The sequence below is a fragment of the uncultured Campylobacter sp. genome (genome assembly GCF_938045225.1).
GTDB lineage: Bacteria > Campylobacterota > Campylobacteria > Campylobacterales > Campylobacteraceae > Campylobacter_A.
Window position 1 is genome coordinate 1 of record NZ_CALINL010000175.1, and the last position, 10,097, is coordinate 10,097.

At 44.9% G+C, this 10,097-nt stretch carries 11 protein-coding genes; 5 read left to right on the forward strand and 6 right to left on the reverse strand.

The window, feature by feature from the left end; all coding sequences use genetic code 11:
* The first annotated feature begins 104 nt into the window (after positions 1–104).
* The 3 genes from radA (at position 105) to Q0200_RS06690 (ending at position 3,041) form a co-directional block, all read left to right on the forward strand.
* Complete coding sequence (gene radA, locus Q0200_RS06680; RefSeq protein ID WP_297939319.1) at positions 105–1,445, forward strand: DNA repair protein RadA; 1,341 nt, start codon at positions 105–107, stop codon at positions 1,443–1,445.
* A 47-nt stretch (positions 1,446–1,492) separates the two neighbouring features.
* Positions 1,493–1,747 carry a hypothetical protein gene (locus Q0200_RS06685; RefSeq protein WP_297939322.1) on the forward strand — a complete coding sequence of 85 codons (255 nt, stop codon included), beginning with the start codon at positions 1,493–1,495 and terminating at the stop codon, positions 1,745–1,747.
* A gap of 346 nt (positions 1,748–2,093) precedes the next feature.
* Positions 2,094–3,041, forward strand: a complete 948-nt coding sequence (locus Q0200_RS06690; RefSeq protein WP_297939325.1) for an acyltransferase — start codon at positions 2,094–2,096, stop codon at positions 3,039–3,041.
* A gap of 50 nt (positions 3,042–3,091) precedes the next feature.
* Here Q0200_RS06690 and Q0200_RS06695 read toward each other — a convergent pair whose 3' ends face one another.
* The 5 genes from Q0200_RS06695 to ybaK all read right to left on the reverse strand — a co-directional run bounded on the left by Q0200_RS06695 (position 3,092) and on the right by ybaK (position 8,120).
* On the reverse strand, positions 3,092–3,703 hold the full coding sequence (locus Q0200_RS06695; protein WP_297939328.1) for a sugar transferase: 612 nt from the start codon (positions 3,701–3,703) through the stop codon (positions 3,092–3,094).
* Positions 3,700–4,821 (reverse strand): glycosyltransferase family 4 protein, encoded by a 1,122-nt coding sequence (locus Q0200_RS06700; protein ID WP_297939331.1) that lies wholly within the window; start codon positions 4,819–4,821, stop codon positions 3,700–3,702. The genes Q0200_RS06695 and Q0200_RS06700 overlap by 4 nt, the downstream gene beginning before the upstream one ends.
* 11 nt (positions 4,822–4,832) lie before the next feature.
* Positions 4,833–6,176 carry a mannose-1-phosphate guanylyltransferase/mannose-6-phosphate isomerase gene (locus Q0200_RS06705; RefSeq protein ID WP_297939334.1) on the reverse strand — a complete coding sequence of 448 codons (1,344 nt, stop codon included), beginning with the start codon at positions 6,174–6,176 and terminating at the stop codon, positions 4,833–4,835.
* A gap of 2 nt (positions 6,177–6,178) precedes the next feature.
* Complete coding sequence (locus Q0200_RS06710; RefSeq protein WP_297939337.1) at positions 6,179–7,579, reverse strand: phosphomannomutase/phosphoglucomutase; 1,401 nt, start codon at positions 7,577–7,579, stop codon at positions 6,179–6,181.
* A gap of 67 nt (positions 7,580–7,646) precedes the next feature.
* Complete coding sequence (ybaK, locus tag Q0200_RS06715; RefSeq protein ID WP_297939340.1) at positions 7,647–8,120, reverse strand: Cys-tRNA(Pro) deacylase; 474 nt, start codon at positions 8,118–8,120, stop codon at positions 7,647–7,649.
* Between the two features lie 60 nt (positions 8,121–8,180).
* Between ybaK and fliL the strand changes: the two genes are divergently transcribed.
* Both fliL and acpS read left to right on the forward strand, forming a co-directional pair.
* Positions 8,181–8,714 (forward strand): flagellar basal body-associated protein FliL, encoded by a 534-nt coding sequence (gene fliL, locus Q0200_RS06720; protein ID WP_297939343.1) that lies wholly within the window; start codon positions 8,181–8,183, stop codon positions 8,712–8,714.
* Complete coding sequence (gene acpS, locus Q0200_RS06725; RefSeq protein WP_297939346.1) at positions 8,711–9,064, forward strand: holo-ACP synthase; 354 nt, start codon at positions 8,711–8,713, stop codon at positions 9,062–9,064. The genes fliL and acpS overlap by 4 nt, the downstream gene beginning before the upstream one ends.
* Before the next feature lie 189 nt (positions 9,065–9,253).
* On the opposite strand, the gene Q0200_RS06730 is transcribed toward acpS, so the two are convergent.
* Positions 9,254–10,018 (reverse strand): YwqG family protein, encoded by a 765-nt coding sequence (locus tag Q0200_RS06730; protein ID WP_297939348.1) that lies wholly within the window; start codon positions 10,016–10,018, stop codon positions 9,254–9,256.
* Positions 10,019–10,097: the final 79 nt, after the last annotated feature.

Consider the following 10,097-nt stretch of genomic DNA (forward strand, 5'->3'; position numbering starts at 1 on the left):
TAAATTTGCTCATTTTTCGCGCGCGCGTGTTTCGATTTGAAATTTAGCCGCACAGCTGGAGTAAAATTTAAACATTTTAAAGTATAATCGCGCAAAGGAAAAAAATGGCGAAAATAAAAACGGTATTTGAGTGTCAAGCCTGCGGTAATCAGCAGAGCAAATGGGTCGGCAAATGCCCTCAGTGCGGGGCTTGGGATAGCTTTTTAGAGCTTAACGCACAGCAGATCGAAACGCTAAAAGAGATATCAAAAAGCTCTGCAAAACCCAGCCTCGCAAAGCAAATCAGCGAGGTCGAGATCGAAAAAGTCACGCGTATCAGCACGCAAAATAGCGAACTAGACCTGGTTCTAGGCGGTGGCGTCGTAGAAGGCTCGCTGGTGCTGATCGGCGGTAGTCCCGGCATCGGCAAAAGCACCTTGCTGCTAAAAATCGCGTCAAATTTCGCCGCCCAAGGCAAAAAGACGCTGTACGTAAGCGGCGAAGAGAGCACGAGCCAGATCAAAATGCGCGCCCAGCGCCTAGACGCGGTCAAAGATGGGTTGTTTCTGCTCACGGAAATTTTACTCGAAAATATCCTCGCCGAAGTGCGCAAAAACGAGTATAAAATCCTCGTCATCGACTCGATTCAGACCCTTTACAGCGAGAAAATCGCCTCGGCACCCGGCTCCGTGTCGCAGGTGCGCGAGATCACCTTCGAGCTCATGCGCCTAGCCAAAAATGAAAATATCTGCGTCTTTATCATCGGACATATCACTAAAGACGGCTCGATCGCGGGGCCGCGCATCCTGGAGCATATGGTGGACGTGGTGCTGTATTTCGAGGGAGACTCCAGCCGTGAGCTGCGTATGCTACGAGGTTTTAAAAACCGATTCGGCTCGACGAGCGAGGTAGGTATCTTTGAGATGAGCCAAAACGGGCTAATCAGCGCCAACGACGTCGCGGGTAAATTTTTCACGCGAGGCAAGGCAACTAGCGGCTCGGCGATCACTATCACGATGGAGGGCTCGCGCGCGCTTAGCGTCGAGATTCAGGCGCTCGTGTGCGAGAGCGCGTATCCTAAGCGCAGCTCCACGGGCTTTGATAAAAACCGCCTAGATATGCTGCTAGCGCTGCTTGAGCGCAAGCTAGAGATCCCGCTGGGTCACTACGACGTCTTTATAAACGTGAGCGGCGGAGTCAAGATCGGCGAAACGGCGGCCGATCTAGCCGTAGTTGCGGCGATCATCTCCAGCTTTAAAAATCGTCCGATCAGCAAAGAGAGCGTATTTATGGGTGAGCTTAGCCTAAACGGCGAGATTCGTGAGATATTTAACCTCGATCAGCGCCTAAAAGAGGCCAAAACGCAGAAATTTAAAAACGCGATCGTGCCGTCTAAGCCGCTTGATGCACAGGGGCTAAAATGCTTCGTCGCAGCCGACATCACACAGGTTTTGGAGTGGATGTAAAATTTTGCCGCCAAAACCCGCTCCGCAAAAACGCAAAAGGAAAAAACATGGAAAATATAAAATGGAAGCTCTCAAGAACGTTAAAAACAGCGATGAGGCAAAAAGATATAGATACTTTTACGCTAGCTAAAATCGCTAGCGAAACCTACGCAAAAACTCACGCAGATGGCAACTTAGACGTAAGGCAAGAAGTTTTTAAAGTCATCGACGAATACGCGCTAGAGGTAAATTTAGAAATTTTAGACCTCGTTTTTAAAATTTTAGGCGTTGGCGTTAAATTCGGCGAAAGTGGAGATTTTTAAATTCGTCGCGGCTTTAAATTGCTTCAAAATTTAAATCCGGTACGAAAGCCTAAAGCGCTCAAATTACGGTAAAATCAAAACGCAAAAGCGCAGACTCGGCGTTTAAATTTTATGCATACTCGGCAAAAATGCAGATACAAGCGGTAAATTTTACTAGCTAGCCGGCTAAAAAAGGCAACAATCGCCTTTGCGTAAAAAAGCTCGGCAAAAGGCGTCATTTTTTAGCAGTTTGCAACGGCCGTAGCCCAAGAAACGAAAGCGGCGGAAATTTGCAAAAAATTGCGCCGTAAAATCCAGCTAGGCGTAGCCGTAAAAATGCCGTAAAAAACAAAAAATTAGGAACAAAATGTTTGGTTATATTAGATTTATTTTAGCGTATTTCGTACTGCTCTCGCACGTTGGCATCGGGCTAGCGGGTAAAAACATCGGTGTCTTTGCAGTCGTGATTTTTTATATCCTAGCAGGACTCGTCACATCAAAGGTTTTTATCAAAATCGCGCCGCAAAATGCTCAAATAAGCTACTTCGTAAAAGATAGATTTTTACGCATTTATCCCGCATTTTTCTTTGCATTTACGCTAACGGTACTATTTTTTTGCGCGACGTCGTATCTGCAACCGCATTTTAATGCAAAAAACTTGCTTCTAAATGCGCTTATAGTGCCTCTAAACTACTTTTTTTGGCTCGACGTTTCCGTCATAGACGCGCCCGTGGGGCTAAATTTCCTAATACCTCCGGCTTGGTCGCTAGGAGCCGAGCTTCAGGCATATGCCCTGCTCGTGCTAGCGATCAAATTTAGACGGCTGGGCTACGCGTTAGCCCTTGGTTCACTAGGCGTTTACGCAGCGGCAAATTTAGGCTTTATAAATGCTGATATCTACGGATATAGGCTTGTTTGCGGCGTATTTTTTATGTTTTACACGGGATTTTTGATCTATCAAAAAGAGCTTGGCAAGCTCGCCGTTTTTTACGCGGCGGTAGCGGCGCTGGCGGGCTATCTTTTTTACTCACACAAATTTAGCGCTTTTGGCACAGAGACGATGCTTGGATACTTGATCGGTGCGGCCATCGTTCTAGCGCATGAGAAGTTTAAATTTAAGCTCAAATTTAACGAGATCGCGGGCTCGCTTTCATATGCGATTTTTATCAGCCATTTTCTTTTTATTTGGCTCAGCCAGCTTTTGCTGGGTAATGTAAATTTGGCATTTGTAACGGTCGGTTCGGTCGTGTTTGGATTCGTAAATTTTTATTTCATAGAGAAAAAAATAAATAAAATACGATTTAAAAAGCAATAAAATTTGTATCGAAATTTTTAAGAAAAGTACGAAAATATCGCGAATTAAATTTATTTTAAAACCACGAAAATCGTACGAACAAGTATCAAAAAATCCCTAAAAATCGAAAGATTATCGACGTATGCACACTCCATTTTCACACGCTCGTCAAAGGAAATTTCATTCCTGCCGCTCACCTGCCAAAGTCCGGTAAGCCCCGGCCTGACCCTCGTTATCTTGCCTAAGTTTTTGCCGATTTGTCTTTTTTCGTAAAACATATACGGACGCGGTCCGACCAGGCTCATTTCAAGTCTAAGGACGTTAAAAAGCTGCGGCAACTCGTCAAGCGAAGTACGTCTGATAAACCCGCCGACTTTTGTTATGCGCGGGTCAAATTCGTATTTGTGAAATTTTGCAAAATGCTCGATCTCTGCGGGATTTTGCTCGAGATAATCGTCTAAAATTTTACGCCAATTTTTATGCATAGATCTAAATTTGTAGCAGCTAAACGGCTTGCCGAAGCGCCCTATTCGCTTTTGTTTGAAAAAGATGCTCTCGCTGGGCTCGTTTATCTTTATGACTGCGGCTATGACGGCGACGACCGCAAGCCAAATCGGCGCAGTAGCGACAACGACGACGTAATCGATCACGGCTTTTAGCAAAATTTTAGAGCGCAGACTCATAGCACGCCCTCTAAAAATCTCTCGTAACTACTCTCCACGAGCCCCTTTATCTCTCGCTCAAAGCGCTCTTTTGAAAATCTTAGCGCATTTTGCCTGATCGCTTGCGGATCAAATTTGTCTCTTATTTTTTCAAATTTTACAACCGCTTCGTTTAGGCTATCTTCGCTTTGCTCGCTAAAATAAACGCCCGTGACGCCGTCTATCACGCTCTCTTTCGCACCGCCCTTACCTAGGCAGATGACGGGCGTACCGCAGGCCTGAGCTTCCACGGGCGCTATACCAAAATCCTCTACGGCAGCAAATACGAAAGCTTTTGCCTTACCCATCAGCTCCGCAGTCTCGCGCGCACCCCTGAAGCCTAAAATTTCAATATTACTTTTGGCGATATTTCTGATTTCATTCATCTGCTCACCGTCACCTACTACGACTAGCTTTTTGCTGCTTTCGTTAAAGGCGCGCACGATTAAATCGATCTTTTTATAAGGTACCATCCTTGAAACCGTGACGTAAAAATCCTCTTTATTTTCGTTTAATTTAAAATTTGCAGTATCGACAGGCGGATAGATCACGGCGGCGTCTTTGCCGTAAATTTTACGTATGCGACGCGCAATAAAATTTGAATTTGCGACGTAAACGTCGGCTCTATTTGCCACGGCGATATCCCACAGACGAATTTTATGTAAAATATACCTAGCCAGCATCGATTTTAGCCCGCGTTCTAGTCCGTTTTGGCGTAAATAGTCAAAATACATATCCCAAGCATAGCGCATCGGAGTGTGGATATAACTTATATGAAGCTGGTTTGAGTGCGTCAGAGCGCCCTTTGCTACGGCGTGCGAACTAGACAGCACGACGTCGAATTCACTCAGATCAAACTGCTCTATCGCTAGCGGAAAAAGCGGCAGATAGCTCCTAAATTTGCTCTTTGCAAACGGTAAATTTTGAATAAAACCGGTGCGAGCAAATTTGCCCTTTAAAATCTTTTGCCTATCATCGAATTTAAGGTGATCAACAAGGCTAAAAACCTCAAAATCGTCCCAAATATCCGTAAAACTCTGCACGCAACGCTCGGCTCCGGCATAGGTTTCTAGCCAGTCGCAAACCAGAGCTTTTTTCATCCGCTCCGCCGCTACTTTCTATCGTAGTCGTCGCTGATACGAACTATATCGTCCTCGCCCAGATACTCGCCCGTTTGCACTTCTATGACGATGAGATCGGAGTTTGCCGTATTTTCCAGTCGGTGAATCTGCCCGCTTTTTATATATATCGACTCGTTTTGTTTTAGTGGTGCTTCGTTGCCGTCTATCGTTACTAGCGCCTCGCCCTCGACGACGACCCAGTGCTCGTTTCGCTTAAAGTGCTTTTGCAGACTCAGCCTTTTGCCGGGCTTAACCACGATCTTTTTCATCTTGTAGCCGCTGCCCTCACCCAGCACCTCATAGCTACCCCACGGACGATATACGCTCGTGTGCGTTTCGCAAATTTCAGGCAATGAATTTGAAAAGTGCTTATAAACCTCTTTTACCTTTTGCGAACTGCCTTTTTTGGCGATCAAAAGCGCGTCTTTGGTATCTACTACGAGCAAATTTTGCACGTCTACTAGTGCGGTCGGTTTTTTGGTTAGGATGAAATTTTCGCTCGCACCGATTTGCAGCGACTCGCCCTCGTTTTTTATCTTTTTACTCAGCTCGTCAAAGCTACCCATATCGCTCCAGCCAGCATCCAGTGGCACCATTTTTATGTTTAGGCTTTTTTGCATTAGGGCGTAGTCGATACTGATGTCCTCGATCTTATCCATAAAATTTGGACTTATTTTTAGCAGGCAAGGCTCATTTGCCGAGCCTTCTATCGCCGCTGTCACGTCTTTTACGATACTTGGCGCGTACTTTTTCATCTCGCTTAAAAAGACGCCCGCCTTAAAGCAAAACATACCGCTATTAAAATAATACCCGCCCTCTTTTATAAATTTCGTCGCGGTTTCAAAATTTGGCTTTTCGATAAATCGATCTACATCGCCGTTTTTATCGGCCTTGATGTAGCCGTAGCCCGTGTTTGGTTCGTTAGGTTTTATACCAAACGTCACCAAAAAGCCCTGATTTGCATAGCTTTGCGCGATTAAAAGAGCCTTTTTGTATTCAGTCTCATCCTCGATCAAATGATCGCTCGGAGTGACGAGCAAAATTTCGTCCTCATCGCAGCAAAGCGCCGCAAAGGTGATCGCCGCGGCGGTGTTTTTACCAAATGGCTCGATGATAAATTTATCTATTTTTTTATTTCCGCACTCGTCAAGCGCTAAAAAGTAGTGCGCCTCGTTGCAAACGATGATCGTTTTTTGCGCGTGCACGTTGCGTCTAAGCGTAAGGTCAAAGAGCGATTTTCCGTTAAAAAGCCTAATGAATTGCTTTGGCATCAGTGTTCGCGATAACGGCCAAAGCCTCGTGCCCGAACCTCCGCAAAGTATCACGTTTGTCATTTTTATGCCTTTTGCTTTAAATTTTCGACCAAATTTAAAAATGTTTCTTGAAGCCGCACCAGTAAATTTTGATCCTTGGTCTCAAATCTCGTAACGATAACAGGCGTCGTATTTGAGGCTCGTACTAGCGCCCAGCTACCGTCCTCAAATCTCACTCTAACTCCGTCTATGTCGATGATTTCGGCTATTTTACCTAGGCCTGCTAGCAAATTTTGCGCGTCGCCATTTTCGTAAATTTCAACCAAAACCTCTTTTAGCTTTGCCACAAGCTTAAATTTCTGTGCGTCGGTCGTTTTTACCTTGATCTCGTCGGTGCTAAAGACTTTTGGCAGTTTATCTAGCTCGCCGTCAAGGTTAAAGCCCTTTGCGACCAGCTCTAACGCGCGAAACATCGCGTACGTCGCGTCGTCAAAGCCGAAATACCGTTCCTTAAAGAAAATATGCCCGCTCACCTCGGCCGCCATATCGATATTTAGCTCTTTCATCGCCTTTTTGATGTTGCTGTGACCGGTCTTGCCCATGAAGCTTTTGCCGCCGTGTGCGTCGATCTCGTCGTACATATTTTGCGAGCATTTGACCTCGCCCAGTACGCGCGGATTTTTCATCGCGAGGCTATATAGATAGGCTAGCTCGTCGCCTTTTATGTTGCGTTTTTTAGTGAGAACCGCGATACGGTCGCCGTCGCCGTCAAAGCCAAATCCTATGTCAAATTCGCCCTTTAGCGCAGCTTTTAGATCGATTAAGTTTTTCTCTTCACTTGGATCTGGGTGATGGTTTGGGAAGTTTCCGTCTGGCTCGGGGTATAAAATTTGAGCGTCCAAATTTAACGCCTCGCAAATTTCGGGCAGTACCGCTCCAACCGCGCCGTTTGCGCAGTCGATGACGATTTTAAGCGGTAAAGCTTTTAAATGCGCAAACTGCTCTATAAGAAAATTTTTATAAGGCGTCGCGATGTCGAATTTTTCGACTCCTAGATCGTTTGGAATTTGCGTTTTTGCCGCGATGTCCGCTAGTACGGCGGTTTTTAACTTTTGCAAATCCTCACCAAAATAGCTATCTTTAAAAATCGTGATTTTAAAACCGTTGTACTCTTTTGGATTATGAGAACCGGTTATCATTACGTTTGCGTCAAATTTGTCCGTAAACACGCTAAAATACCCGACCGGCGTCGGCAGTAAGCCGATACCATAGACCTTGATCCCGGCTAAATTTAGCCCGCTAACCAGCCAGCCAAAAATCTCATTTGCGCTTAGCCTAGCATCATACCCCACGCTAACGTTTTTTGCGCCTCGGCGTAGCATTTCTCGGCCTAAATTTAACCCGATCGCCTTAACACTCGTTTCGTTTAGATCGCGCTCGTAAATGCCGCGTATATCGTACTCTCTAAAAATTTCATCTATCAAAATTTTACCTTTATAAATTTATTTTATTTTAAGACGGCGTATTTTAGCATTTTTGGGTTAAATTTTACTAAACGGCGACGTCTCCAAGCTTTGCGCTAATAGCTTCTATCAAGCTTTGAGGTGCGATTTTGATCTGTTTTCCGCGAACCCCGGCGCTTACGTAGACGTAGTCTTGTTTTAAAATCCTCTCGTCAAAAAAAGTCTCAAACGCCTTTTTCATCGCTATCGGCGAGCAGCCGCCCCTGATATAGCCCGTCACTTTTTCAAGTTCTCTTAAGTTTAAAAGTTCGCATTTTTTGTGTCCGCTAAGCCTAGCCAGAGCTTTTAAATTTAAGCTCAAATCGCCCTGTATGCAGGCTACGACGTAGCCTTTAGGCTCGCATTCGCAGACGATGGTTTTATATATTTTTTCTATTTGCTCGCCGCAAACGGCAGCTACGTGAACGGCGCTCAGATCGCTTTCGTCCACTTCGTATTCGACTAGCTCATAGGGGATATGTTTACCGTCTAGAAACCTCGCGGCATTTGTTTTATGTACCATTGCCTTCTCATTTTTCAAAAATTTAAGATATAATTATAGCTAAAATTTTAAGGAGAATGAATGGCTGAAGAAATTTTAGACAATCAAGGCAAAAAGGGAAACGGGCTGGTTCTCATCATCATCATTATTATTTTACTGCTTCTTTTAGTAGTCGGCGGACTTTTGGCATTCCTACTAATGGGCGGCAATGAAGAGAATGCGCAAGCGCAAACGGCACAGGTTCAAACCGAGCAAGTCCAAGCCGCAGTGCCCAAAAATACCGCAGGCAAACGCTCAAACGACTATGTAAATATGGGACCCGTTTATCCGCTAGATCAGTTTATAGTAAATTTAAGCAGAGGACGGCGCACGAGATACCTAAAAACAAAAGTAGATCTAGAGCTTAGCGCCGAGACGCTAACGCCTGAAATCGATAAGAAAAAGCCGCTAATAAGGGATATCGTCGTTTCTACACTCTCATCTAAAACGTATGAAGAGGTAAGCACCCAAAAGGGTAAAAACCGCCTAAAAGACGAGATAGTCGACCGCCTAAACGAGGTTTTGGCCGACGGTCATATAAAAAATATCTACTTTACCGACTTTGTGGTGCAATGATCGGCATAGATATCGTAGCTATCTCGCGTATCTCAAGGCTTAAAGAGCGGCGAGGCGAGGATTTTTTGAGATATTTTTTAAACGATGAAGAGATAAATATCGCAAAAACGGACGCTACGATAGCTGGATTTTTCGCAGCTAAAGAGGCTATCAGCAAAGCTCTTGGCTGCGGGATCTCAGCCGAGTTTTCATTCTTTGACGCTCAAATTTACAAAGACGACAAAAACGCTCCCAAAGTAAAACTCTCAGAAAAAATCATTAAAAATTTTAACCTAAAAAACGCACAAATCACCATAAGTCACGACGGCGGCTTTGCAATAGCTGCAGCGATACTGCAAAAAGCGGATTAGACTTTCAAATTTAGCTCGGATATGGGCTGAAATTTACAGCTAAATCAAATCATAAGTTAGCCAAATTTAACAACCGCTACAAACCCTGTTTTACTCGACAAACGCAAGCTAAATTTGATACTGTTTTTATCCGCGCCGATTTTTTACATTGCTCAAATTTAAGCCCGCAAACCCGTCATGGCCGCAAATTTAATCGCACTGCAGCACCAACCAGCTTTTATCAAACTTCTTCTCGCGTAGATCGCTTTTTCTGATCCACAGATAAATTTTACCGTAATCGCACCACATCATCTCGTTTTCGTCGTTACTGGCGATTTGTAGTAGCAGCGTCCACTCGCCGATATTTTGCCGAAATTTTTCAAACTCCGGCTCGCTATAATCCTCGTCGTCGCCGCAATAAAAGCCGTTTGTCACAAGCTCGCACTCTAGCTCCATACCGCCTTGGATATTGTCCGAATGTCCTAAAATTTTATTTTCACTGCGCTGCTCGCAAAAATCATCCTCCATCTGCCAATACGCTTCGATTTCGTCATCGCTCATCTCGATGTCGCCGACCAAATCGCTCTCCAAGTCCGGCAACTCGGTCGCATTTGCGAAATTTAACGAAGTCGCCGTAAACGACTCGTCGCTTTCAAACGGCGCGACCTTACGCTCTAGCTCGATCGTTTCCTCCACATAAATCACCCTTTTAAAAGCGCCGTCTTTTGGATCGTATCCCCACGGCATCCTAGTGCAATCATAAAAGAGATAGAGTATGCCGCGACTCGGCAACTCGCTCTGGGTATCAAACTCCGAAACTTCGCTAAAATTTATCTGCGATATAAAATGAAGCGGCTCGCCGGTTTGCTCATTTACTGGCCACGGCTCGCTTCGCGGTAGATCGGGCGATCCGCCGAATTTCGACGCCCCTATCGGTATTTGCCGATCGGCATTTTCTTTTAGCGAAATTTCCACCGCATTTTTAGCATAACTTTTTATCTCCTCAAATATGCGTCCGAGTCCGTATTCTTAATATTTTGAGCGTAAATTTTGC